General features: G+C 70.5%; 24 protein-coding genes. 9 read left to right on the forward strand and 15 right to left on the reverse strand.

What is annotated here, in order from left to right:
• The first annotated feature begins 106 nt into the window (after nt 1–106).
• Nucleotides 107–1,984 (forward strand): cation:proton antiporter, encoded by a 1,878-nt coding sequence (locus ASG60_RS21485; protein WP_056174731.1) that lies wholly within the window; start codon nt 107–109, stop codon nt 1,982–1,984.
• Nucleotides 1,985–2,015: 31 nt separating this feature from the next.
• Here the strand turns inward: ASG60_RS21485 and ASG60_RS21490 are convergent, their stop codons facing one another.
• Complete coding sequence (locus ASG60_RS21490; protein ID WP_056094491.1) at nt 2,016–2,189, reverse strand: metallothionein; 174 nt, start codon at nt 2,187–2,189, stop codon at nt 2,016–2,018.
• Between the two features lie 175 nt (nt 2,190–2,364).
• Between ASG60_RS21490 and ASG60_RS22980 the strand changes: the two genes are divergently transcribed.
• On the forward strand, nt 2,365–2,622 hold the full coding sequence (locus tag ASG60_RS22980; RefSeq protein ID WP_244476742.1) for a hypothetical protein: 258 nt from the start codon (nt 2,365–2,367) through the stop codon (nt 2,620–2,622).
• 75 nt (nt 2,623–2,697) lie between these two features.
• Here the strand turns inward: ASG60_RS22980 and ASG60_RS21500 are convergent, their stop codons facing one another.
• Nucleotides 2,698–3,072 carry a DUF6481 family protein gene (locus ASG60_RS21500; protein ID WP_056174727.1) on the reverse strand — a complete coding sequence of 125 codons (375 nt, stop codon included), beginning with the start codon at nt 3,070–3,072 and terminating at the stop codon, nt 2,698–2,700.
• A gap of 205 nt (nt 3,073–3,277) precedes the next feature.
• Nucleotides 3,278–3,487 (reverse strand): cold-shock protein, encoded by a 210-nt coding sequence (locus tag ASG60_RS21505; protein WP_056174725.1) that lies wholly within the window; start codon nt 3,485–3,487, stop codon nt 3,278–3,280.
• 804 nt (nt 3,488–4,291) lie between these two features.
• Here ASG60_RS21505 and ASG60_RS21510 point away from each other — a divergent pair.
• Complete coding sequence (locus ASG60_RS21510) at nt 4,292–6,229, forward strand: autotransporter assembly complex family protein (protein WP_244474194.1); 1,938 nt, start codon at nt 4,292–4,294, stop codon at nt 6,227–6,229.
• Nucleotides 6,229–10,596 carry a translocation/assembly module TamB domain-containing protein gene (locus ASG60_RS21515; RefSeq protein ID WP_082531864.1) on the forward strand — a complete coding sequence of 1,456 codons (4,368 nt, stop codon included), beginning with the start codon at nt 6,229–6,231 and terminating at the stop codon, nt 10,594–10,596. The genes ASG60_RS21510 and ASG60_RS21515 overlap by 1 nt, the downstream gene beginning before the upstream one ends.
• Nucleotides 10,597–10,618: 22 nt before the next feature.
• Here ASG60_RS21515 and ASG60_RS21520 read toward each other — a convergent pair whose 3' ends face one another.
• Nucleotides 10,619–10,807, reverse strand: a complete 189-nt coding sequence (locus ASG60_RS21520) for a hypothetical protein (protein WP_056303448.1) — start codon at nt 10,805–10,807, stop codon at nt 10,619–10,621.
• A gap of 149 nt (nt 10,808–10,956) precedes the next feature.
• On the opposite strand from ASG60_RS21520, the gene ASG60_RS21525 reads away from it, so the two are divergent.
• From ASG60_RS21525 to ASG60_RS21540, 4 genes are all read left to right on the forward strand, one after another.
• Nucleotides 10,957–11,454 carry a peptide deformylase gene (locus ASG60_RS21525; RefSeq protein ID WP_056387846.1) on the forward strand — a complete coding sequence of 166 codons (498 nt, stop codon included), beginning with the start codon at nt 10,957–10,959 and terminating at the stop codon, nt 11,452–11,454.
• Nucleotides 11,455–11,498: 44 nt separating this feature from the next.
• A complete protein-coding gene (locus ASG60_RS23240; RefSeq protein WP_200947691.1) occupies nt 11,499–11,945 on the forward strand; it encodes a hypothetical protein in 447 nt (148 codons plus the stop codon).
• Nucleotides 11,942–12,244, forward strand: a complete 303-nt coding sequence (locus ASG60_RS21535; protein WP_056387848.1) for a hypothetical protein — start codon at nt 11,942–11,944, stop codon at nt 12,242–12,244. Before ASG60_RS23240 ends, ASG60_RS21535 begins: the two co-directional genes overlap by 4 nt.
• Nucleotides 12,245–12,359: 115 nt before the next feature.
• On the forward strand, nt 12,360–12,602 hold the full coding sequence (locus ASG60_RS21540; RefSeq protein WP_200947692.1) for a hypothetical protein: 243 nt from the start codon (nt 12,360–12,362) through the stop codon (nt 12,600–12,602).
• Nucleotides 12,603–12,666: 64 nt separating this feature from the next.
• Here ASG60_RS21540 and ASG60_RS21545 read toward each other — a convergent pair whose 3' ends face one another.
• From ASG60_RS21545 to ASG60_RS21590, 10 genes are all read right to left on the reverse strand, one after another.
• Entirely contained in the window at nt 12,667–12,876 is a 210-nt protein-coding gene (locus ASG60_RS21545) for a hypothetical protein (protein ID WP_056174713.1), read from the reverse strand.
• Nucleotides 12,877–13,066: 190 nt separating this feature from the next.
• A complete protein-coding gene (locus ASG60_RS21550; RefSeq protein ID WP_056387856.1) occupies nt 13,067–13,741 on the reverse strand; it encodes an HAD family hydrolase in 675 nt (224 codons plus the stop codon).
• 122 nt (nt 13,742–13,863) lie between these two features.
• Entirely contained in the window at nt 13,864–14,148 is a 285-nt protein-coding gene (locus ASG60_RS21555) for a hypothetical protein (protein WP_056175060.1), read from the reverse strand.
• A 197-nt stretch (nt 14,149–14,345) separates the two neighbouring features.
• Nucleotides 14,346–14,795 carry a DUF2934 domain-containing protein gene (locus tag ASG60_RS21560; RefSeq protein WP_056261696.1) on the reverse strand — a complete coding sequence of 150 codons (450 nt, stop codon included), beginning with the start codon at nt 14,793–14,795 and terminating at the stop codon, nt 14,346–14,348.
• Between the two features lie 73 nt (nt 14,796–14,868).
• On the reverse strand, nt 14,869–15,129 hold the full coding sequence (locus ASG60_RS21565) for a hypothetical protein (RefSeq protein WP_056174707.1): 261 nt from the start codon (nt 15,127–15,129) through the stop codon (nt 14,869–14,871).
• A 47-nt stretch (nt 15,130–15,176) separates the two neighbouring features.
• A complete protein-coding gene (locus ASG60_RS21570; protein ID WP_056174705.1) occupies nt 15,177–15,581 on the reverse strand; it encodes a hypothetical protein in 405 nt (134 codons plus the stop codon).
• Nucleotides 15,578–15,982, reverse strand: a complete 405-nt coding sequence (locus ASG60_RS21575; protein WP_056174703.1) for a hypothetical protein — start codon at nt 15,980–15,982, stop codon at nt 15,578–15,580. The genes ASG60_RS21570 and ASG60_RS21575 overlap by 4 nt, the downstream gene beginning before the upstream one ends.
• A gap of 236 nt (nt 15,983–16,218) precedes the next feature.
• Nucleotides 16,219–16,665, reverse strand: a complete 447-nt coding sequence (locus ASG60_RS21580; RefSeq protein WP_056174701.1) for a hypothetical protein — start codon at nt 16,663–16,665, stop codon at nt 16,219–16,221.
• Nucleotides 16,666–16,706: 41 nt separating this feature from the next.
• On the reverse strand, nt 16,707–17,969 hold the full coding sequence (locus ASG60_RS21585; protein WP_056303435.1) for a methyltransferase: 1,263 nt from the start codon (nt 17,967–17,969) through the stop codon (nt 16,707–16,709).
• Nucleotides 17,966–18,712, reverse strand: a complete 747-nt coding sequence (locus tag ASG60_RS21590; RefSeq protein ID WP_056303433.1) for a TlyA family RNA methyltransferase — start codon at nt 18,710–18,712, stop codon at nt 17,966–17,968. The genes ASG60_RS21585 and ASG60_RS21590 overlap by 4 nt, the downstream gene beginning before the upstream one ends.
• A gap of 244 nt (nt 18,713–18,956) precedes the next feature.
• On the opposite strand from ASG60_RS21590, the gene ASG60_RS21595 reads away from it, so the two are divergent.
• Nucleotides 18,957–20,510, forward strand: coding sequence for a CYTH and CHAD domain-containing protein (locus ASG60_RS21595; RefSeq protein WP_056357974.1), 1,554 nt, complete (start codon nt 18,957–18,959; stop codon nt 20,508–20,510).
• Nucleotides 20,511–20,520: 10 nt separating this feature from the next.
• Here ASG60_RS21595 and rlmB read toward each other — a convergent pair whose 3' ends face one another.
• Nucleotides 20,521–21,318, reverse strand: a complete 798-nt coding sequence (gene rlmB / locus ASG60_RS21600; protein WP_056174693.1) for a 23S rRNA (guanosine(2251)-2'-O)-methyltransferase RlmB — start codon at nt 21,316–21,318, stop codon at nt 20,521–20,523.
• Nucleotides 21,319–21,496: the final 178 nt, after the last annotated feature.

Raw genomic sequence — 21,496 nt, forward strand, 5'->3', positions numbered from 1 at the left:
ATTCGGAGGACAATCCGATTGCGCGTCCGCGCCCTCCCCCCGCATGATCTGCGGGGCCGACGATCCTCCGTCCACCCATCACGGCTCAAGGAAATCCCCAGCCTCCATGACGGACATGCACGCCGGTTCCTACAAGGAAGCGATCCTGTTCCTCGTCACCGCTGGCGTGGTGGTGCCGCTGTTCCATCGCCTGCGCATCTCGCCCGTACTCGGCTTCATCGGCGCCGGCGCGCTTCTGGGTCCGTTCGGTCTCGGCCGCTTCGCCGAAGCGATGCCGTGGCTGTCCGCCGTCACCATCGCCAACCGCGCCGAGATCGCGCATCTGGCCGAGTTCGGCGTGATCTTCCTCATGTTCATGATCGGCGTCGAGCTGTCGTGGGAGCGCTTGCGCACCCTGCGCCGCCTCGTCTTCGGTCTCGGCTCGATCCAGGTGGTGGCGTCCGCGGTGGTGATCGGCGCGATCCTGTTCGCCCTCGGCGTGCCCCTCGCGGCCACGATCATCGTCGGGCTTGCCCTCGCGCTGTCTTCCACCGCCGTGGTGCTGCCGGTGCTGGCCGAGCAGAAGCGCCTCAACACGCCCGCCGGCCGGGCGAGCTTCGCGGTCCTGCTGTTCCAGGATCTCGCCGTCGCCCCCGTGCTCTTCGCCATCGCGGTGCTCGGGCGCAGCGACGGCGCCGATGTCGGGGCCGCGCTGGCCTTCGCCCTCGGTCAGGCGGTGGTGGCCCTCGTGGTCATCGTGGTGGCGGGGCGGCTCGCCCTGCGGCCCCTGTTCCAGCTCGTGGCGCGCACGCGTTCGCCCGAGCTGTTCATGGCGGCCTGCCTCCTCGTCATCATCGGGACGGCCCTGACCGCTGCCGCCGCCGGCCTGTCCATGACGCTCGGCGCCTTCGTGGCCGGCCTGCTGCTCGCCGAGACCGAGTACCGCCGGGCCATCGAGGCCACCATCGATCCGTTCAAGGGCCTGCTGCTGGGCGTGTTCTTCGTCTCCGTCGGCATGAACCTCGATCCGGCCCAGCTGATGTCGGCGCCGGGCGCCATCCTGGGCCTCGCCCTGGGGCTGATCCTGATCAAGGGGGCGATCATCGTCGCGGCCGCCCGGTTCCTCAGGCTGTCGCGCGCCGTCGGCCTCGAGGCGGCGCTCCTGCTCGGACCGGGCGGCGAATTCGCTTTCGTGCTCATCGGGGGCGCGCTCGCCGGAAACCTCGTGCCCGAGGAGGTCGGGCAAGCCGCCCTCATCGTCACCACCGTGACGATGATCGCGATTCCGGCGCTCGCCGTGCTCGCCCGGCGGCTCGGCAAGCGGATGTCGCGCGGCCCACTCGGGCGGGCGCGGGCCGAGCCGGTGCCGGACAAGCAGCAGAACCGCGTGATCATCGCGGGCTACGGCCGGGTCGGGCGCCTCGTCGGCGAGATGCTGGCCCGCCACAAGATCCCGTACCTGGCCCTCGATGCCGACGCCGCCCGGGTCTCGGAGTACCGCCGCCTCGGCAATCCGGTCTATTTCGGCGATTCGGCCAACGCCGAACTCCTGCGCCGCTGCGACATCGCCAATGCGCGCGCCCTCGTGGTCACCCTCGACAACCCGCGTGCGGTGGAGGCCGTGGTCGAGGCGGCGCGGGCGGAGCGGGCCGACATCACCATCGTGGCCCGCGCCCGCGACGCGCGCCACGCCACCGCCCTCTACGAGATGGGCGTCGACGACGCGGTGCCGGAGACCATCGAGGCGTCCCTGCAACTGTCGGAGGCCGTCCTCGTCGATGTCGGCGTTCCCATGGGCCTGGTCATCGCCTCGATCCACGAGCGACGCGACGAGTATCGCGCCATGCTCAAGCGCAAGGAGACGGAGGTGCGTCCGGCCTTCCGGGCACGCCGCACCGTGGGCAAGGGAACCCTCGGCAACGCGGCGGGCGGGAAAGGAACGGAGACGGCCCGCGAGGCCGGCCTGCCGAAGGAGGCGGCCGACCCCGTGATCAGGAGCGCGTAGGGCGGCGACCCGCCCCACGCCGTCCGGTCGTTCAGCCGTGGCAGGCGCAGCCCGAATGTCCGCAGCCGTCATGGGACGCATGGCCGTCGGCGCAGGCTTCGCAACAGAAGGTCTTTCCGTCCCGCTCGATCCCGGTGCCGGTCTTCACCTTGCAGACGCAGTCGGCGCAGGCACAGGGAACCATCTCGGCGGTCGCATCGGCCATGGGAACAATCCTTCGTTCGCTGAGGGGAGTGAGGACAGTTTCGCCAACGGGACGCCCGGCCGCAAGGCGCGCACGGCCACTGTCGCGAAGATAGTCCCCACCGATGGGGCGAAGCGTGCTAGGGAATGGCCAACCCCGCACGACTCCGTGCCCTGGGCAACTCCATGAGGCCCCAGTGGCGAACGCGTTCAAGAGCGGTGCATCCCAGTCGCGCACGACCGACGATTTCAACGAGCGCGCGAAACGCCTCTCGGAGCGGCTCGGCGCCATCGAGAAGCCCGCCCAGATGAAGCGCGGAAACGCGCCCCGGCGTTCGTTCAAGGCCGGACCGCGCCCCGAGGCCGACACCGAGCCGAAGGGCGAGGTTGCCGAGGGTCAGAACGAAGCCGTCGAGACCAACGAATCCGAGACCGAGACCGAAACCGAAGCCTGAGCGACGCCGGATCGGACACGAAAAAGGGGCCGATGACACCATCGACCCCTTCCTCTCGATGTCCGAGGCACCCGTTCAGCGGCGCGCCTTGGCTTTGCGGGCGGCGTAACGCGCGTCGCGCGCGGCCTTCTTCTCGACCAGTTCCGCTGCCTTCCGCTCTGCGGCGGCGAGTGCTTCCGCTTCTTCGCGAGCGATCTGCGCCGCGAGTTCGGCCTCTTCGCGGGCCCGCTTCTCTTCCGCGGCCTGGCGCTCGGCGGCGATCCGGGCGGCTTCGCGTTCCCGGGCCCGCTCTTCGCGGGCACGTGCAACGGCGGCTCGGGCCTCGGCCTTCGCAATCATGTCCGGGTCATCCGCCGGGGTGCGGGCCTTGAATTTTTCCAGCAGCATCTGCTTGGCGCTGGCGGAGTTCTTTCGGCGGTCGTCGAAATTCCTGTAGTCGAAGGCGCTCATCTGACCTTTCTCGTGGCATGTCGCGGCCGGACGCACCGCATGGGGTGGGCGACCGTAGGGTGAAACAGAACAGCTGAAAATTCGGGTCGATCGGGGGTGCCAATGCCCCAACGCAGGTGCGGAATCAACAGAAGCCGCCCGGTGACGAGCGGCTTCCCGTCGGTATGTTGAATCGATGCCTCACCGGGAAGCATCGACGGGAGCCTCAGGCCGCCTGGAGGTTGCCCGCTGATTGCTTGCCGGTGCGACGGTCGCTCTCGATCTCGTAAGAAATCTTCTGCCCCTCGATCAGGTTGCGCATTCCGGCCCGCTCGACGGCGGAGATGTGCACGAACACATCCTTGCTGCCGTCATCCGGCTGGATGAAGCCGTAGCCTTTGGTCTCGTTGAACCATTTCACGGTGCCCGTGCTCATGGCTTATCCTTTCGTCCAGTGAAGTCGTATCTGCCCTTCCCGCACGATGACGCGCGGAACCCAGACCGCAGGTTCGGTGAATTGTGGCGGATCGAGGCAGCATCCCCGCACGGTCCGAAAAGGACCGAAGGAATGCACGAACCCTTTGGGGCGGCCTTGGATCGACAGATCGGATGTATGAAGCCTGCGACGCACAGACAAGGCGCGAAGGCTTGTCGGGTTCCCCGCCGATCCGGGTTTTCGCCTCCACCGACGGAGGCCTCATGGTCTTCCCGCACGACCGCACAATTGTTCGGGCTGGTCTCGGCCGCATGGCGTGTCGTCGTTTCTCGGCGTTGCGCGCAGAACTTCCAAGGATGACTTCCCGAGGATGGTGGCCATCCACCCCAGAGTTGAGGCCTCCCGTTGCGGTTGCCCCGGTGTGGCATGATGGCTACGCTGGATGGCTACGCTGGATGGCTTCTGCACGACGACGCGCCGAACGGCGTATCTGCCGGGGAACCACGACGATCGGCGGCACGTCACCGATCGGGCAGGATGCTTCACAGCAGGATGCTTCACGATCGTGCGGAGACGGCCATGTCGCGCCTGTTTAACCGCGCGGAGACGGATCGACACGGTTAGTATGGACCGGCATCGAAGCGGGGGCGGGATGACGGCAGCGAACAGGACCGGTCCGAGACCAGTCCGGGAAACGATCGACATGGCAGGACGAACCGGAAGACGGAACGGGATGTGCCGTTCGTGAGAATCGTCTGGTCCGGTTCGCGTCCCGCCGTTGCGCGCGCGCTGGCGTATGCTGCCTTGCCCGTTCTGCTCGGACTCGCCGGCGGTGGGATCGCGGCGCGGCCGGCGGCCGCGTTCGATCTGTTCGGCCTGTTCGGATCCGAAGAGGAGCCCCCGGTTCCGAGCGCCGGTGCCCTGCCCTACACGGTCAAGTTCCAGGGGATCGACGACGACGACGTTCTGCGGGCACTGCAGGACACCTCGACCCTCTATCGCCTGCGCCAGGACGCACCGCCCGACGGCGAGGGGTTGGTGCGCCGGGCCGAGGCCGACCAGCGCCGCCTCGCCGACGTGCTCTCGGGCTACGGCTACTATCAGGGCACGGTGCAGATCCGCATCGATGGGGTCACGCTGACGGGCGAGTCGAGCGTCGCCGCCGCGGCCGGTGCCGCGGAGGGCTCCCGCGCCCGCGCCCTCGTGCCGGTTCGGATCTCCGTCACGGCCGGTCCGCTCTACACCCTGCGCACCGTCGGCGCCCGCGATCCCTCCGGCAGGTCTTTTCCCGAGGAGGTGCTGCCGCCCCGTTTCACCCGTGTGGACAGCGACGTGCCGGCGCGTTCCGCGACGGTGCTCGCCCGCGAAGCGAAGATCGTCGATCGCTTCCGGGCGCTGGGTCACCCCTTCGCCAAGGCGGTCTCGCGCGATCCCGTGGTCGACGACACGGCCCACGTCATGGATGTGGGGTTCACCATCGATCCGGGTCCCATCGCGGGCCTCGGGGAGGTCGCGGTGCGGGGCACCACGGGCCTCGATCCGGCGGTGGTGCGCTCGTTCATCTATGCCGAGCCGGGCGATCCCTACTCGCCCAAGGCCATCGCCGACATCCGCCGGTCGGTGGCCAAGGTCGAGGCCCTGGGCTCGATCCGGGTGCGCGAGGGCGAGGCCCTCGATCCCGCCGGCAACCTGCCGATCTTCGTGGACGTGACCGAGCGCGACCACAATCTCATCGGTGTGGCGGCCCGCTACTCCACCGTCGACGGTCCGGGCATCCGTGCCTACTACGCCAACCGCAACCTCTTCGGTGGCGGCGAGACCCTGCGGCTCGACGCCGACGTCTACTACCTCGGCAACGACCTCTACGCGACGCAGCGCAAGCTCGCGGGCATCGATTCCAACGGCCTCGGCGGTCGCCTCTCGGCGACCTTCGTCAAGCCGGCCCTGTGGGGCACCCGCAACGACCTCGTCGCCAACCTGTTCGTCGGCCGCGAGGCGCAGCAATCGTACGTCAGCGACGCGGCCGGCGGCACCGTCGGCATCCGCCACCGCTTCTCCGACGCGTTCTTCGCCCAGGTCGGCATCGACGGGCAGGCCGGCCGCTCGCAGGACGCCCTCGGCAAGGTCGACTACCGCCTCGTCGGCGTGCCGGTCTCGGTGAACTACGATTCCACCGACAACCTCCTCGACCCGACGAAGGGGTTTCGCGTGATCGCGTCGGCGACGCCCTATGCGGGCTTCCTCGGCTCGGACCCGTCGATCTTCGTGGCGAAGGCGCAGGGCTCGACCTACTACGCGCTCGACGACGAGGCCCGCTACATCCTCGCCGGCCGCATCGGTTTCGGCTCGATCTCGGGCGCGAACCTCGACGAGATTCCCGCCAACATCCGGTTCTTCGCCGGCGGCGGCGGCTCCGTGCGCGGCTTCCCCTACCGGACGCTCGGCCCGCGCGGTCCGTTCAACCTGCCGATCGGCGGCCGCAGCCTGTTGGAGGCCTCGTTCGAGGCCCGGATCAAGGTCACCGACACCATCGGCGTGGTGCCGTTCTTCGATGCCGGCACCGCCTTCGCGTCGAGCGTTCCCGACTTCGAGGAGCGCATCCGCTACGCGGCGGGGCTCGGCTTGCGCTACTACACCGGTATCGGCCCGATCCGCGTCGACGTCGCCTTCCCCCTGGACCGCATCAAGGGCAACCGCGAGCGCCCCGTGGCCCTCTACATCAGCCTGGGACAATCGTTCTGATGGGATTTTTCGGGGGAGTCCGCGGCCGTCCGACGGCCCATTCCGCGCGCGGCGGAAAAGCACCGGTCCGCGCCGTCCTGGTGGTGGTGGCCGTCGTGACTCTCGGTCCCGCGGTTCCGACCCACGCGGACGAAGCCGAAAAATCCGTCCTCGGCGGCCTGCTCTCGAAGGCGCTCTCCACCCCCGGCTCGCAGGTCGCGATCGGTGCCGTCGACGGCGCCCTGTCCTCCGACGCCACCATCCGCGATGTCGTCATCAGCGACGCCAACGGCGCCTGGCTGAAGCTCGACAAGGCGCGCTTGGTCTGGCGGCGCCTCGCCCTGTTCTCGGGCCGCCTCGAGATCGACAGCCTCGAGGTCGGCCGCCTCGAGGTTCTGCGCCGCCCCCTGCCCGCTCCCATCTCGGCCAAGCCGGAGCCGGACGGCTCGCTGCTGCCCGACCTGCCGGTGAAGGTCGAGGTGAAGGCGTTCAAGCTCGCCGAACTCGTGCTCGGCGAGGCGTTGGCCGGCCAGCCGGCGCGCCTCGCCGCCGACGGACGGGCCAAGCTCGGCGCCCCGTCCGAGGGGCTCGATCTCGATTTGAAGGTTCACCGCCTCGACGCGGCCGGCGATTTCACGGCCCGGTTGCTGTTCGTGCCCAAGGGCGAGACCCTGGAACTCAAGACCACCCTGATCGAGCCGGCGGGCGGGCTGCTCTCGAAGGGCGCCAACCTCCCCGGTCATCCGGCGATCAACCTCGACCTCGACGGGCGCGGGACCCTCGATTCGTGGAACGCCCGCCTGGACTTCGATGCCGGACCGGACCTCGGTGCCAAGGGTACGGCCCGGATCTCGCGCATCGGCACCGACCGGCGCCTCGCCCTGGACCTCGCCTCGCGCATCGAGGGTCTGCTGCCCGGCCCGGCCGCCGCCGTGTTCTCCGGCACGACGAAGCTCGAAGGGGGCCTGCGCTTCTCCGACAGCGGCGCCTTCGGCATCGACCGGCTCGATCTCACCTCGCGCACGGCGCGCCTCGAAGCGCGCGGGTCCCTGACCCCCGACCGCATCGCGGATTTCATCATCGCGGCGCGCGCCGTGCCGACGGAGGGGGGCACTACAAAGGCGGGGGACGCCGAACTCGACACCCTCGTGTTCGACGGCAGCCTCAAGGGGCCGATCGCCCGTCCGGCCGTCAACGGCGTGCTGAAGGCCGCCGGCCTGCGCGCCGATGGCAACGCCCTCGACCGGATCGACGCAACCGTCGCCATGGCGCCGACGGGGCCGGATGCCGCGGCGACGCGCTTCGCCCTCAGCGCCGACGCGAAGGTCGAGGGCCTGTCCCTCGCCGACCCGGCCCTGCGCCGCGCCATCGGAGCGCGCGCCGCCCTCGTGTTCCGCGGCACGCTCCAGCCCAGCGGGATCGTCGACGTCGCCCGGTTCGAGATCGACGGACCGACCGCGCGCGCGACGTATGCGGGCAGTGTCGGCCAGAACACCCTGACGGGGACCGTCGATGCGACGCTCTCCGATCTCGCCGCGTTCTCCGAGGTCGCCGGCCGCTCCCTCGCCGGGAGCCTGACCGCGCAGGCCAAGCTCGGCGGCGACCCCGCCCGCAAGGCCGTGACCGCCGATGTCGATGTCCGGGCCGATCGCCTCGCCCTCTCGGTGCCGGCCCTCGACGGCCTGCTCGGCCGCACCCCACGGTTCACCGGCCGCCTCGCCCAGGTCTACGACGGCTACAGCTTCGACGGCGCACGCCTGGAGGGCGCCGAGATGGTGGCGCGCCTCGACGGCCGCGCCACCGCCCGCCTGGCCGACGCCAAGCTCCTGGTCGATCTCAAGGACCTCTCCGTCGTCGATGCCAACCTGTCCGGCCGGGCGCTTCTCGACGGCCGGCTGACCGGCACCCTGGAGAAGCCCGACCTCACCGCGACGGTCACGGGGGACGATCTGCGCGCACAGGGGCGGCCCATCCGCGACCTGCGCCTGGAGGCGACGCTCCGCGACCTCACCGGCGCCCTGGACGGAACCGTGAAGCTGAACGGCGACGTCGCCGGAAAGGCCCTGCGCGGCGACGCCCACCTCGCCCGTCTCCCCCAGGACTGGTCCCTCGACCGCCTCGCCTTCAGCCTCGGCTCCGTTTCAGTCACCGGCAGGGCCACCGTCGATGCGCGCTCCTTTCTCACGGAAGGAAACCTCAGCGTGACGGCGGCGAACCTCGACGACCTCTCGCCCCTGGCCCTCACCGCCCTCGGCGGAAGCCTCGAGGCCGCCGTGAGCCTGTCGCGCATCGGTGGCCGCCAGGATGCCGCGATCCGTGCCAAGGCCGCGTCGCTCCGGGCGGGCACCGTCGGCCTCGCCCGCCTCGATGCCGACCTCACGGGCCGTGACCTTCGCGCCCGCCCCGTCGTCGACGGCCGGGTCGACGCCGACCGGGTGGTGGTCTCCGGCGAGACCCTCGACACCGTGCGCCTCGCGGCCGTCGGAACTCCGAGCGCCAGCGACATCACCTTGACGGCGAAGGCGCGCGGCTTCGACCTCGACGGCGCCGCGCGCCTCGTCCCCGCCGATCGGACCCGGATCGAACTCGCCCGCTTCTCGGCCACGCGCGGCGGCGACCGTCTCGCCCTCGCCGGGCCCGCAACCATCACCCTCGCGAACGGCGGCGCGCTCATCGACAACCTCGTGATCGCCGCCGGGTCGGGTCGGGTCAGCCTGTCGGGCCAGGCCGGATCGCGCCTGGACCTCAAGCTCGGCCTCCGCGCCGTACCGCTCGCCATGGCGCGCATCGCAGCCCCGAGCCTCGCCCTCACCGGCACCCTCGACGGCGAAGCGGATCTCCGGGGCACGTCGCAGCGGCCGGAGGGACACTACGCCCTGACCCTGTCCCGCCTCGTGACGCCCGAGACCCGCAAGGCCGGCCTGCCTCCGATCGACGCCAAGGCGAGCGGGACCCTCTCGGACGGGCGCGCCGGCATCGAGGGGCGCGTCTCGGCCGGGCGCGGCGCCGAGATGACCGTCTCGGGGTCTGTCCCGGTGGCGGCCGGCGAGGCCATCGCGCTGAAGCTCCGCGGCACCCTGGAGGCCGCCCTCGCCAATTCGATGCTCAGCGTCGGCGGTCAGCGCGTCACGGGTCGCGTCGCCCTCGATGCCGGGGTGTCCGGCACCCTCGCGGCCCCCCGCGCGGACGGCACCGCGACGCTCACGGGCGGGTCCTTCACCGACCCGCTCCAGGGCATCCGGCTCACCAACATCGAGGGCCGCGTCACCGGACGCGGCGACACCCTGGTGGTCGAGCGCCTGACCGCCCTGACCCGCAACGGCGGCACGTTGCGGGCCGATGGACGCGTCGCCCTCCAGCCTGCGGCGGGCTTTCCCGGCAGCCTGCGCCTCAATGCCGAACGGGCCGAACTCGTCTCCAGCCCGCTGATGACGGCGGTGGCGAGCCTCAACCTCGCCCTCACCGGTCCCCTCGCCAGGACCCCGAAGGTGTCCGGCCGCGTCGATCTCGTCTCCGTCGATGTCACGGTGCCGGATCGCCTGCCCGCGAGCGTGAAGCCCTTGGAGGGGGTACGCCACGTCAACACCCCGCCGGATGTCCGTGCCCGCCTCGCCGCCCGTGCCGACCGCAAGGCCGCCGTCGCTGCGGCCGGACGCCGGCGGGGCAAGGCCGCCCCCCCCTTCGACGCCACCCTCGATGTGGCGGTGAACGCGCCCAACCGCATCTTCGTGCGGGGACGCGGCATTGATGCCGAGCTCGGCGGGGCGCTGCGCCTCACCGGATCCTCGCGCGACCCCGTCGCGACGGGCGATTTCGAGATGCGGCGCGGCCGTCTCAGCGTCGTCGGCCAGCGCCTCGATTTCACCCGGGGACGCCTGACCTTCGGCGGCGAGATCGCGCAGCCGGATCTGGATTTCCTGGCCGAGACCAAGGCCGCCGAGATCACCGCCCGCATTGCCGTGACGGGCCCCGCGAGCCAGCCGGTCTTCGCCATCACTTCGGACCCGACCCTGCCGCAGGACGAGGTGCTGTCGCGCCTGCTGTTCAAGAAGGCGTCCGGCGGCCTGTCGCCGTTCCAGGCCCTGCAACTCGCCCAGGCCGTGGCCCAGTTCTCGGGGGGCGCCGGCGGCGTCGATGTGTTCGAGCAGGCTCGCAAGGGGCTCGGCCTCGACAGCCTGGACATCTCGACGGGGGCGAGCGGCGGGCCGGCCGTCGGTGCCTCTCGCTATCTCAGCGACCGGCTCAGCGTCGGCGTGAAGGCCGGTGCCAAGCCGGCCGACACGGCGGCCACCGTCGATTACGACGTGACGCGCCGCATCAAGATCCAGGGTGAAGCCGGCAGCGACGGCCGTACCGCCGTCGGCGTTGGGGCCGAGTGGGAGTACTGACCGGCGGAGTCGCTCGCCGGCGCTAGCGCATCAGCCAGAGCGACTGCCCGAACCCGCTCAAGGGCGCGTGGAAATGCGTCACCAGCACGATGGCCCAGAGCAGCCCGAGCACGCTGGTCAGGCTGAGGAGGATCACCTCGCCGTACTCGTGGGCGCCGCGCCGGGCGCCGTTCGTCGTCGGAGCTTTTGCATCGTGCCGGGTGCGCGCCATTCGGTATCCTCATCGTTGCCCCGTCACCGTCCGAAGCGGTGACGTTCGGATACCGCCGCAAGGGCCGCGCCATCACACCGGCTCATCCCTACGTCGAGGGCAGGTGAGATCAGCCCTGCCTGCACCCCTTCTCGCACCGGAGTCGCGCCGTGCCCGCTCGATCCCTCCTGTTCTACCCGGACCCACGCCTGCGCCTGCCCGCCGAACCGGTCCGCGCCTTCGACGATTCCCTGCGCAGTGCCGCCGCCGATCTGTTCGAAGCTCTGAAGGCCGTGTCGGCGCTCGGTCTCACGCTGCCCCATCTCGGACGCGCGCAACGGGTGATGGTGGTTCGACTGGAGCCCGACGATCCCGCGACCACCTACGTGAATCCCGAGATCGTCTGGGCTTCGCCCGAGCGCGCGCCGCAGATGGAGGGCAGCGTCTCGATGCCGGGCGTCACCGATCTGGTCGATCGTGCGACCCAGGTCCGCCTTCGCTACCGGGACCTCGACGGAGCCGAGCAGGAGGAGAGCGCGGCCGGGTTCCGCGCCGCCTGCCTCCAGCACGAGGTCGACCAGCTCGACGGCATCTTCTGGATCGACCGTCTGTCGCGGCTGCGCCGGGAGCGCGCGGTGAAGCGCTTCGGCAAGCTTCGGCGGCCCTGATCCCGATGTTCCGCCCGCGCCGCGCCCATGATACGCCGTTGGTCATGCGGTTCGCCCTTTCGATGCTCCTGCTGTGCTCGGCCGCCGTTGCGGCGCCCGCCCCCGTCGCGGCCCCCGCGGCGCCGGCCGTCATCGGCTGCGCCTCGCTCGCGAATTTGCGCATTCTGTTGCGGCAGACCGCCAACGATCCGGCGAAGGCGGCCGCCCATCTCTCCGACGACAAGGCCGATCACCTCGGGTGCGCGATCCTCGGGCGCGAGACCGTGGTGGCCCTCGCGGATCATGCCGCCCTCAACGGACACGCCTACGACTGCGTCACGGTGCGCGGAACCAGCGTGTGCCAATGGACCATCGCCGGGTCCGTCGCACCGGCCGAGCCGACGCGTCCGGGCCGCCGGACCCAATCCGAGACCGGCAAGGCCGCATCCGGCAAGACTACGATGGACAAGACCACGATGGACAAGGGAACACAGGACAAGGCACCGCGATGAGACGAATCCTCGGAGCCATGGGCGCCCTGATGCTGGTTCTCACGGGAAGCGCACGGGCCGTGTCCGAGCCCGCACAGCCGGTCGTCGCCTGCGAGACCCTGGTCGGGCTCCGTCTGTTGATGGGCGATGGCGGCACCGACCATGCGGCGGCCGTCACGCGCCTCCCCCGGCATTCCGGCTGCCGCCTCGTCGCGCGCGACAAGGTGGGGGCGGCCGAGCAGAGGGCGATGATCGGTGGGGCGCCGTTCGAATGCCTGACCCTTTCGGACGCGGGTCGATGCGCCTGGGTGATGCCCTGATCCTGCGGTTTCGGTGATCCGCACTCGGTTGCGGCCAAGGTTCTGCTACGCTCGTTCCGAACGACGGGGGAACCTCACAATGATCAGGATCGGCGGGCGTGTTGCAGGGATCGTGATGGCTGCGGCCATTCTCGGCGGATTTGCCGGATCGGGTCATCCAGCCCTCGCCCAGGGGGCGTCCACGCCGATCCAGAGCCCGCAGGATGCGGCGTGTCGCAACGAGGCCCGGGCGAAGGTGTTCGTGACGCCGGACCCGAAGGGACTCGGTCTCTACGCCATCGGCCGCCAGATCTACATGTCGTGCATGCGGCGCCTGCAATCCGCCGCCACGCGGCGCGTGCGTGATCGCAGACGCTAGGAGTGGACTGTATCCGGGACGGCTCGGCCGCGCCGCAGAATGGCGCGGACCCGGATCGAATCGATCAGGCGCTCAAGGGGGCACCGATGCGGGCGCGGAGCTGATGACGCAGATTCTGGTTCGCCGTCGCGTCGGCGTCGAGGGCGGACATCAGACGCAGGAGGCGGCTGATGGGCGTCGAACGATCCTCGACCGCCGCAGCGATGAGGTCCTGCAGCGGCGTTTGCTCGCAGGGAAATTGGGTGGTCTCGCTCGAAAGGGCCGACTGGAGCATGGGTCCACGAATCCGTCGCTGTGATCAGGCTAATCCCGCGCGGCTCGCTACGCCATGATGCGGTGCGGCGCCACCCCCTTTTTGCCGCCTATCCATAGCCGGCATGGAATTTCAGGCGCGCACACCCGTACACGCGTGAAATCCGTGGATATCCATGTGTGGGAAAGCACGCGAACCCCGTCCGCCCGCCTCACCGCGCAAGGGGCGATTCGGCGTAGCGATCGCAGAGGTCCTGCGGATCGGATGCGACGGCGATGCAGCCCGACGCGCGTAGCTCGGCCTCGGAGACACCACCGCACAGGACGCCGATGGTGGGCAGGCCGGCCTTTGCGGCGGCCTGAACATCGTAGGCCGTGTCGCCCACCACCATGCTCTGCCAGGCGTTCAGGGGAGCGAGCTTGGCGAGCGCCGACGCGAAGATGTCCGGAAACGGCTTCGAGCGTTCGGCGTCGTCGGAGGTGGTGGTGACGGAAACGAGATCGGCAATCCCGAGCAGATCCTTGTAATGCGCCACTTCGTCCGCCTTTCCCGACGACGCCAGCGCGATGGTCTGACCTTCGGCCCTGATCCGCTCGAACAATGGGCGGACGCCCGGAAACGGCCGGACCTTGTCGAGGAACGCGCGCTTGAACAGGTCGGACCGATAGGCCTCCATGGCTTCGCCCTCGCGCTTCACCCGGTTCCGATCGACGAACATCGGGAGAAGCTGATCGCCGCCCTTGCCGATCTGGGCTCGGACCTTCGCGTGCTCCGTCTCGATGCCGAAATGGGCGAACGCTTCGACCCAGGCCTGGGCGTGGAGATCGACGCTATCGAGAAGCGTCCCGTCGATATCGAAGATCACCGCCTTGACCGCCGACGCCATCTATTCTGCCCTCAAACGATCGGCAGGGCGCGCATCCGAGCGGGACGCGCCGGCCGAGCCGTCGATGCAGCCGAACGGCTGGCGTGGGCCGACGTTCCGTCGCGACGCGAAGATCGACCGTTTCAGCGCGGGACGATGTGCAGGCCGTCATCCGGCAGGAGGTTGCGGGCCGGCCCCCCGGTCTGCTGGCCACGGCCCTGCTGATAGTAGGGCAGCTCGGGACGACGGTCGTTGTCGCTGCCCGAGTCGTATTCGTAGGGCCGGCTCCACGGCGCGCGACCGCCGACGCCCGCCACGGTTTCGACCTCGCCGGGGATCGGGGCGGTGCCGTAGCCATACGGCGTCGCCTGCGCCGCCACCGGGACGACGATCGCCGCGGCGACGAGGGTGGACAGCAGAGCCTTCATGATCGACCTCGCATGCCGGGCCGTGGCCTGGAGCCCGGCCAAGGATCGTTCGAGGGCTCAACGCCACGCTTGATCCCGGTGTTCCCGAGTCGGTGAAACGGCGAAGCCCGCCACCCTGGTCGGGCAGCGGGCTTCGAGGATGTCGGGAATGGGGGCCGGTTCTCGGCACGGGCCGATGCCGACATGAAGACGCGTCGTTAGTGCATGACCACGCTGGTTTCGGCGCTGAACGCCTTGGAGCGGGCCGCGGCCACCTTGGACGTGGTGGTCTTCGGGGCGGTGGTCCGAGCGGCCGCGGCCTTGGCGGAGGCCGTCTTCGTCGCTGCCGTCTTGGTGGAAGCCGGTTTGGTCGAAGCGGTCTCCTTGCCGGGTGCCTTGGCGACCTTGGCGGCGGGGGCCTTCGCCGGCTTTGCCGTCTCGACTGCCTTGGCGGCGGCGCTGCGGGTGCCGGTCTTGGGCTTCAGGGCGCGGGCGGGGCTCGGAGCGAGGCTGATCTCGGCGGCAACCGGACGAACCTGGACGGGCCTGTCGGCGACGAGTTCACGCTCCGCCCGGAGCCAATGATCGGTGGCGTGGCCGTAAACCCGGCCCTCGCCCTCCCAGATGAAGTAGGCGCGCTCGCGCACCTGCTGCTCGAAAGGATGCATCGCGTTCTCCTCGTGGATTCGACGAGAACGATGAAAGGGCACGGTTAACGCCGGGTTAACCGTGCGGCGCGCCTCACCCCTTGGCCAAGCGCCGGGCATTGGCCCGGACCTTCCGCCGATACCCGGCCATCACCTTGGCCGTCGAACCACCGCGAGCCAGCAGCAGCGCCGCCTCGTTCGCGGCCGTGATCTTCTCGCTGACCATGCGATGCGCTTCCACCTGAGCGGAATTCCCACCCGCAGCGAGCTTGGCCAGCCGAAGGCCGATCACCTGCTGGGATTCCATCGCCAGCAGGGTCGCGTCGAGACCGAGTTTCCACCAAGCGCCGAACATGCCACCCACCCCAGTCAAGTCTTCGGCGGCGAGAGCCGCTCCGGGTTTCAGTCGAACGAACGGCCCTTCGCGGCGGAGCCGCCGAGGCTGATCTTCTTCGGGGGCGATCCGGCGAGGCTGATCTTGCGGGCGGGCGCGGGGGCGGCCTCCGTTGGGACGGCCGGACGCGCCGGCTTCATGCGTGACTGGCCGTAGACCACGGAGCCGATCTCGCCGGCGACGCGCACGAGATCCTCGCGCTCGCAGGCCCGGGCCACGGTCAGGCCGAGCTGGTGCATGTGGCTCTTGCCGTAGAGGTAGACGGCGAGCTTGGAGCGTGTCGGTTCGGCGATTGTGGCGAGCAGTTCGGGCAGATCGTCGGCGTCGGCCCGATAGACCTCGCCGAGAAGGTCGAGGGAGACCGGGCAGGCCGGATCCGCGACGGGACCGCTGGTGGGATGGGATTGCGTCATGGAGCACCTGTCTGTGCGAAGGGGGAAGACGTGGCCGGGGCCGCCGCGACGGGAGCCGGGGTTGCCTCGACGGGGGTCGGAGAAGGTGGTGCGGCGGGCGGGCGAACCGGGGCGAGGCAGCCGGTGCAGACCGACGCGATGGCGATACGGGCGCGCTGATCGGCCCGCGCCCATACTGCCTCGTTGCGGGCCCGGGCCTGTCGGACCTCCTCGTCCGTCATCGGTCCCGATCCCGCGCCGAGATGGCGCGGCGCCTCGCCGGGCGGTCGGATCCGGAGAAGCAGCGGCGCCTGCTCCCGGGCGTCGAGCGCTTCCTGCGCGGCCGCAGGCGGGATCGCCGCGACGAGACCGATGCTTCCGGTCGCCAGGAGGGTGAAGCGGGCGAGGATCGAACGGCGCATCGGCTCCCCGTCGGCGGCTGTGAGGGCGGACGATCGCCACCCTATGGTTAACAAGGACCTACCGCGACGCGCTGGGTGGTGACGCAGCGGCAACCCGCCCGATCGACTGCACTGCAGCATGGTCTTAACGTTGCGGCATGGACACCACAATCTGGCTCTGGATGGCTGCGGCCGTTACCTATTCCGGTTACATGGTCTTTGCCATGCGGTCATGACCGCATCGGGACCGGCCCGCCTCAGGTCCGGTCGTCCTTGTCGATGGCCGCGCAGATCGTCACCAGATCGCTGCCGGAATTCGCGACCGAGCACGTGACCAGGGCCCTGCCCGCGTCGACCTTGCTGTGGCGCTTGGTTTCCGCACTGGTCCGCGCCGTGCGCCCGGCCTCCGCGAGGGTGTCGGCGGGAAGGCCGTTGACCGCCTGCCCGGCCCGTCCGAACAGCGGGAAGTAGCCCGTCGGCAGGGTCGCCCCCTTGAATTGGGCACCTACGGCCGAGAGGTCGCCACAGGCCAGGGTCAGGCCGATGCCCTCCCCCGCCGAGAATTCCGCGAAATCGACGGTGCGCCGGACGAGGGTCGCCTGCGTCGCCGCCGTCACGCGATCGATGAGATCGCCGCAGCGATCCGCCCGCGCCGGTGTCGCAAGGGCGAGGGATAGGCCGAGGAGCATCAGGGAGGTGCGCATGGCTTCTCAGCTAGGGGAAGGCCGGCACTTGTCGAGCGGGCTCACGCGAGGGATGCCCGCCGGCGGCGCACCACCGTTCGACGGAACACACCCACCACCTCGACGTGGCTCGAATACTTGAACTGGTCCACGGGCGTCACGCTCTCCAGCCGGTAGCCGCCCGCCACCAGGGTGGCGGCATCGCGCGCGAAGGTTCCGGCATCGCAGGCGACGCCTACCACCAGGGGGACCTTGCTTTCGGCGATGCGCGCCGCCTGCGCCTGGGCGCCGGCCCGGGGCGGATCGAACACCACGGCGTCGTAGAGGTCGAGCTCGATCGGCAGGAGGGGGCGCCGGAACAGGTCGCGCCGCTCCGTCGTCACCCGGCGCAGGGACGGCGTCGCGCGCACGGCCCGGTCGAGGCTCGCCAGCGCCGCGGCTTCACCCTCGACGGCATGGACATCGCAGCGTTTGGCCAGCGCGAGGCTGAACGGTCCGCTGCCGGCGAAGAGATCGACGACGCGCTTCGTCTTCTTGTCGAGGGCGGCGAGCACCAGGGCCGTGAGGGCCGACTCGCCGGCCTGCGTCGCCTGGAGGAAGCCGCCCGGCGGCGGGCTGAGGCGAATGCCGTCGGTCTCGATCACGGGTAGGCGGCGCTCGACGAGGATCTCGCCGTGCAGGGACAGGCGCGCGAGGTCGAGGTCGTCCGCGAGACGCACGAGGACGGCCCTTACCCCTTCGGCCACGGGGCCGTGGCCCCGGATGTCGACGTCGAGCCCGGCATCGGTCGAGGTGAAGGCGACATCGAGGGGTTTTCGCCCGTGCCCGAGGGGCGCGCTGAGGGCTGTCGCCACCGTGGGGGCCCGGTGGAGCGCTTCCACGGTGATCGGGCAATGGTCGATGGCCACGAGGTCGTGGCTGCGAGCCGCCATCAGGCCCGCCCTGGCCCCCGCCTCCCCGGCCCGGACATGCAGCGTCAGGCGTCGGCGGCCCTCGCCGTGGGCGTCCTGCAGCGCCCCCGGATCGGCATCGAGGCCGGCCTGCGACAGGGCCTGGCCGACGAGGGCCCGCTTCCAGGCGGCATAGGGCTCGGGCGCCCAATGCTGGACGGCGCAGCCGCCGCAGGTTCCGAAATACGGGCAGAACGGGTCGATCCGGTCCGGCGAGGCGGTCTCGACGGAGACGAGTTGACCGCGACCGCCTTCGCGCCGGATGGCGACGCGCTCGCCCGGCAGGGCGTAGGCGACGGCCGCTCCGTCGGTCGCCATCCCGTCGCCACGCGCACCGAGTTTGGCGATGGTGACGATGTCGGGGGAATCGGTCATGGAACTGCTTTCCGGCGCGCTCCGATGAGGAACTCGCGATTGCCGTCGCCGCCGGTGACGGGCGACGGGATCAGGTCGAGGCCGGTGAAGCCCGCGCCCGCGATGAAGGTGTGGATCTCGGCGCAGACCGCTTCGTGCACGGCCGCGTCGCGGACGATGCCGCCGCGTCCGATCCGGTCTCGGCCCGCCTCGAATTGCGGTTTGACCAGGGCGGCCAGGGCCGCCCCCTCCCCCATGAGGGCCGCGACGGCGGGCACCACCAGCCTGAGGGAGATGAAGCTCACGTCGATGGCGACGATCATCGGGGCCACCGGGATCGTCGTCCGGTCGAGGGCACGCGCGTCGTGCCCCTCCAGGCTCGTGACCCGGGGATGCGTGCGCAGCGAGGCATGCAACTGATCGTGGCCGACATCGACGGCGTAGACATGGGCGGCCCCGCGCCCGAGGAGCGCATCGGTGAAGCCGCCCGTCGAGGCGCCGATATCGAGGCAGGTCAGGCCGGCGGGATCGAACCCGAAGGCGTCGAGGGCCGCCACGAGCTTGAGCCCGCCGCGGGAGACGAAGGGATGCGGGGCCTGCGCCTCGATCCGCGCGCCCGGCGCGATCAGGTCGGAAGGCCGCGCCACCACCCGGCCATCGGCCCGCACCAGACCGGCCGCGATGGCGCCCTGCGCCCGCGCCCGGCTCTCGAAATGGCCACGCTCGACCAGGAGGCGATCGGCCCTGATCCGGTCCCGCGTCATTCCCAAACTCAAAACTTCGGCGCCCGGCTGCCCGCAGGCCGGCGCGAATTCCCCTCCGCTACACTACAAAGTGGCGCGCGCGAACGAAAAATCGTGCGTGTTCGGCTCGCGTCGACGGCGCCGCCTGTCGCATACAGGAACCCCGAGGCCCGCTCTGCCCCGGGGGAACGGATGCCGGGCGACGGCTTTGAGATCGCGCAAGTCGGCCGTTCCCTCAGACCCGACCGCGACAACAGGACGAACCATGGCCACGCCGCGCGAGATCGAGTTGAAGCTGGAATGCGGGGTCGCCGACCTCGCCGCGCTCGCGAACCATCCCCTGTTGCGGGCGGACGGGACGCCGGAGGCGGTGGTTCTCAGCTCGACCTACTTCGACACGGCAAAGGGCGACCTGCGCAAGGGCGGACTGACCCTTCGCGTGCGCCGCGAGGGCGACCGCCGCATCCAGACCGTCAAAGCCGCTTCCGCGAGCGTGGGCCTGTTCGACCGGGCGGAATGGGAGGCCGAGATCTTCGGGGAGGTGCCGGACGCCGAGGCGTTCGCCGAGACGCCCGTCCCGGCCCTCCTGGGCGACGCGGCCGATCCCGCCCTCGTGCCGGTCTTCACCAGCGTGGTGGATCGTACGACCCGTCTCGTGGTCCACGGCGCCTCGCTCATCTCCGTGACCCTCGATCAGGGGCGCATCGAGACGGCCGAGGGCGCCGTACCGCTCTGCGAAGTCGAACTCGAACTCGACGAGGGCAGCCCTGGCGACCTGTTCGGCCTCGCCCAGGCCTTGGCCGAGACCATTCCTCTGCGCCTCGGTGCCCTCAGCAAGAGCGCCCGTGGCTGGCGCCTCATCGACGGGACGTTGCGCAAGTCCAGCAAGGCCAGTCCCGTCCGCCTCGAACCCGACGCCACGGCCGGCGGGGCGTTCCGGGCCGTCGCCCAGGCCTGCCTGCATCACCTGCGCCTGAACGAGGACGTGTTCCTGCACGGACGCCACCCGGAAGGTTTGCACCAGATCCGCGTGGCGCTCCGGCGTCTGCGATCGGCCCTGACCCTGTTCAAGCCGATCCTGACGAGCGATCCCGCCGCCGCGCACCTGCGGGACGAGATCAAGCGCGTGACGGAGCCGTTCGGCCGGGCTCGCAATCTCGATGTCTTCCTGGAAACGACCTTGCCGGCGGAACTCCAGAAGCGCCCCGAAGAGGCCGGCCTCCAGGATCTGCGCACCCGCCTCGAAGCCGAGCGCGATCGAGCGCACGATGCCGTGATCGCCACCCTCGAATCGCCGGCCTGGCGCAGCCTGATCCTCGATGTCGCCGCCTGGATCGAGACGGGGGCGTGGCGAACGCAAGGACCCGCGGAGGGTGGGACGCCCGCCCGCGATGCCCCGGCGGAGGATTTCGCCGCCGACATCCTCGACCGGATCCGCCGCCGCATCCGCAAGCGCGGCCGCCGCCTCGAACGTCTCGACCCTGAGGCGCGCCATCGGGTGCGCATCGAGGGTAAGAAGTTGCGCTACGGCGCCGAGTTCTTCGCCAGCTTGTACACGGACAAGAAAGCGCACAAGCGCCACAAGGCCTTCGTCTCGGCGGTGTCGGATCTCCAGGACCATCTCGGGGCCCTGAACGACATGGCGACCGCCCACGAGGTGTTGTCGAGCCTCGCCACCGCGGGCGATGGGGTCCCGGCCGAGACGCTGTTCGCCGCCGGCCTCACGGCGGGGGACAACGAGGCCGAGACCAAAGCCCTGCTCGCCAAGGCGGCGGACGCCCATGCCGATCTCGTCGATCTCAAGCCGTTCTGGCGCTGAAGGGCTCGCCTCAGCGTCCGACGCTGAGGGCGTAGAGGGTGATGGCCGCGGCGTTCGAGACGTTGATGCTGCGGATCTCTCCCCGGAACGGGATCCGCGCGAGCACGTCGCAATTGTCGCGGGTCCGCTGGCGCAGGCCCTTGCCCTCGGCACCCAGCACGATCACCGCCGGACGCTTGGCAGCGATGGTGTCGAGATCGGTCCCGGCCTCGGAATCGAGGCCGATGCGGGTGAAGCCGCGCTCGCCGAGATCGATGAGCGCCTCCGACAGATTGCGGACGATGACCAGGGGCACGTGCTCGAGGCCACCCGACGCCGATTTGGCGAGGACGCCGGTGGCGGTCGGCGAGTGCCGGGCCGTGGTGATGATGCCGGCGACCCCGAAGGCGGCGGCCGTACGGACGATGGCCCCGACATTGTGCGGATCGGTGATCTGATCCAGCGCCAGCAGCAGGGCATCGTCGGGCAGGTCTTCGAGGTCCGGGCCCGGCAGCGGATCGGCTTCGAGATAGAGGCCCTGGTGCACGGCATCGGCCCCGAGAAGCGCATTGATGGCGCTCGGACGCACCAGCTCGGGATCGATGCGAAGCTGCCCGATCTCCTCGGTGAGGCGCAGCATGGCGTTCTCCGTGGCGAGGAGCCGGTGCAGGCGCCGGCCCTCGTTGGCCAGCGCCTGGGCAACCGGATGCCAGCCGTAGAGCACCACGTGGTCGCCCTCCGGCCCTGCCGGGCGGGGGCGGAAGCGGTCGCCGCCGGGGCCGGGCCGTCTCGCCTGCCGGTTCGGCGGGCCGTCGCGTCGCGTGGTCATGGGGGCTGTCCGCTCGTGCCGGGCGGGGCCGGGGAACGCCCGCCGCTGTCCTGCGCGACAAACCGGCCACCGGCGTTTTCGTCAAGCGGCAAACTTGTCCGGAAACGCCCGTTGCCCCCGCCTCCGATCCCGCCTATAGAGGCCTCGCTCCGACCAGCGCCCTTCGTCTAGCGGTCCA

Source organism: Methylobacterium sp. Leaf469, from assembly GCF_001424745.1.
Classification (GTDB): Bacteria; Pseudomonadota; Alphaproteobacteria; order Rhizobiales; family Beijerinckiaceae; genus Methylobacterium.

Excerpts from the sequence above, each read along its gene's own strand:
- ASG60_RS21535 (WP_056387848.1), top strand. The coding sequence starts at position 11,942 with ATGAGACGAATCCTCGGAGCCATGGGCGCCCTGATGCTGGTTCTCACG.
- rlmB (WP_056174693.1), bottom strand. The coding sequence starts at position 21,318 with ATGACCACGCGACGCGACGGCCCGCCGAACCGGCAGGCGAGACGGCCC.
- ASG60_RS21575 (WP_056174703.1), bottom strand. The coding sequence starts at position 15,982 with ATGCGCCGTTCGATCCTCGCCCGCTTCACCCTCCTGGCGACCGGAAGC.
- ASG60_RS21505 (WP_056174725.1), bottom strand. The coding sequence starts at position 3,487 with ATGAGCACGGGCACCGTGAAATGGTTCAACGAGACCAAAGGCTACGGC.
- ASG60_RS23240 (WP_200947691.1), top strand. The coding sequence starts at position 11,499 with ATGCGGTTCGCCCTTTCGATGCTCCTGCTGTGCTCGGCCGCCGTTGCG.
- ASG60_RS21565 (WP_056174707.1), bottom strand. The coding sequence starts at position 15,129 with ATGTTCGGCGCTTGGTGGAAACTCGGTCTCGACGCGACCCTGCTGGCG.
- ASG60_RS21485 (WP_056174731.1), top strand. The coding sequence starts at position 107 with ATGACGGACATGCACGCCGGTTCCTACAAGGAAGCGATCCTGTTCCTC.
- ASG60_RS21500 (WP_056174727.1), bottom strand. The coding sequence starts at position 3,072 with ATGAGCGCCTTCGACTACAGGAATTTCGACGACCGCCGAAAGAACTCC.
- ASG60_RS21520 (WP_056303448.1), bottom strand. The coding sequence starts at position 10,807 with ATGGCGCGCACCCGGCACGATGCAAAAGCTCCGACGACGAACGGCGCC.
- ASG60_RS21515 (WP_082531864.1), top strand. The coding sequence starts at position 6,229 with ATGGGATTTTTCGGGGGAGTCCGCGGCCGTCCGACGGCCCATTCCGCG.
- ASG60_RS21585 (WP_056303435.1), bottom strand. The coding sequence starts at position 17,969 with ATGACCGATTCCCCCGACATCGTCACCATCGCCAAACTCGGTGCGCGT.
- ASG60_RS21550 (WP_056387856.1), bottom strand. The coding sequence starts at position 13,741 with ATGGCGTCGGCGGTCAAGGCGGTGATCTTCGATATCGACGGGACGCTT.
- ASG60_RS21590 (WP_056303433.1), bottom strand. The coding sequence starts at position 18,712 with ATGACGCGGGACCGGATCAGGGCCGATCGCCTCCTGGTCGAGCGTGGC.
- ASG60_RS21560 (WP_056261696.1), bottom strand. The coding sequence starts at position 14,795 with ATGCATCCTTTCGAGCAGCAGGTGCGCGAGCGCGCCTACTTCATCTGG.
- ASG60_RS21490 (WP_056094491.1), bottom strand. The coding sequence starts at position 2,189 with ATGGCCGATGCGACCGCCGAGATGGTTCCCTGTGCCTGCGCCGACTGC.
- ASG60_RS21595 (WP_056357974.1), top strand. The coding sequence starts at position 18,957 with ATGGCCACGCCGCGCGAGATCGAGTTGAAGCTGGAATGCGGGGTCGCC.
- ASG60_RS21580 (WP_056174701.1), bottom strand. The coding sequence starts at position 16,665 with ATGCGCACCTCCCTGATGCTCCTCGGCCTATCCCTCGCCCTTGCGACA.
- ASG60_RS21545 (WP_056174713.1), bottom strand. The coding sequence starts at position 12,876 with ATGCTCCAGTCGGCCCTTTCGAGCGAGACCACCCAATTTCCCTGCGAG.
- ASG60_RS21570 (WP_056174705.1), bottom strand. The coding sequence starts at position 15,581 with ATGACGCAATCCCATCCCACCAGCGGTCCCGTCGCGGATCCGGCCTGC.
- ASG60_RS21555 (WP_056175060.1), bottom strand. The coding sequence starts at position 14,148 with ATGAAGGCTCTGCTGTCCACCCTCGTCGCCGCGGCGATCGTCGTCCCG.
- ASG60_RS21540 (WP_200947692.1), top strand. The coding sequence starts at position 12,360 with ATGGCTGCGGCCATTCTCGGCGGATTTGCCGGATCGGGTCATCCAGCC.